The 1,296-nt window shown below is 70.9% G+C and carries 1 protein-coding gene; it reads right to left on the bottom strand.

All coding sequences use genetic code 11. The features are described 5' to 3' along the window. Nucleotides 1-46: 46 nt before the first annotated feature. Nucleotides 47-1,296, bottom strand: a 1,250-nt coding sequence (locus ACZ52R_RS43535) for an ISL3 family transposase (protein WP_465755586.1), incomplete at its 5' end; no start/stop codon positions are given.

Genomic DNA, 1,296 nt, shown 5'->3' on the forward strand with positions numbered 1-1,296 from the left:
GGCTCATACAAGATTTTCGTAGCCTGTGATCGTTTCTGAGTGTGTGTCAGCTGAGCAGGATGCGCTGGCGTAGGAGGCGGTATCCGGCGCGGCCATAGGTCTGCCTCTTGAGCAGCTTGATCTTGTTGTTGACGCCTTCGGTGCGGCCGTTGTGCCAGGGCAGGGTGAGGGCGTGTTCGACGGCCGTGCGGTCGCGTTCGAGGCCGGTAGCGTAGGCGTGCAGGAAGGGCAGGGCCGCGGCTCGGACCTGGGCGATCCAGCCGGTCAGCGCGTCGGCGTTGGCCGGTGCCGGGGTGAGCAGGGCGGCGAAGCCGGTCGTCACGGCGGCCAGAGCCGTCATCTCCGGGCAGGCCCCGGCGAGCTGGTCGCGCAGCACGAGCTGCTCTTCGTGCAGGTGGTCGGGGTCGGTGAGCAGGAGGCGGGCCACCCTGCGCGGGGAAAGGCTGGCGTGGTCGGCCTCGACCCGTCCCTGGTTGATGTACCGGACCAGGAGGTTCGCACTGCCGCTGTAGCCCAGTTCCTTGATCTCGGCCAGGAGGTGGGTGACGGGCACCGCGGGGTCCTCGGCGCGGCGTCGGCGCAGGTGGTCGCGGTAGGGATCGACCAGGGTGGGCCGGTAGAGGGGCGCCGTCACCATGCGTTCCGGCTCGGTGTGACGGGCGTAGCGTTTCACTGTGTTCAGGGCGAGGCCCAGGCGGCGGGAGCATTCCAGCAGGCCGACCCCGGCATCGAGGAGCTGGTGGACCTGCTGCCACCGCTCGCGGGTGGTCGCGGCGCGGGTGCCCTCCTGTAGAGGCGGGCCGGCCTTGGCCCAGCAGGCGCTGTGGGCCCTGATCTCGTTGGTCGCGGCCTCGGCCAGGCCATGCCACAGGTGCCAGCGGTCGCAGACCTGCGCGATCGCGGGGTCGGCGTCCGTGGTGGCCTGCGCGAAGCCCCCGGCCCCGTCCCGGCAGACGACCGATATGCCGGGGTGGTCCTTCATCCAGGCGGTGACCGTCTCCATCTTCCGGTCCGCCAGCACCTCGATCCGCTCACCTGTCACGGCGTCGATCAGGATCGTGGCGTAGCGGTGGCCTCTGCGCAGGGCGAACTCGTCGATCCCCAGTACCCGCGGGACGGCCCTGGCCGGCAGGGGGATGCGCATCAGACAGTTCAGCACGCTCGCCCAGGACAGCGCGTGGTGCAGCACGCCCAGCAGCCGGGCCCCGGCCGACCCGGCCAGGGCCACGGCGACCGCGTCGACCACCTTCTGCAGGGCTGGCGTGCGGCGCTGGTAGCGCTGCGTCAGCCCGTCTA

The organism is Kitasatospora sp. NPDC034023 (assembly GCF_055575795.1).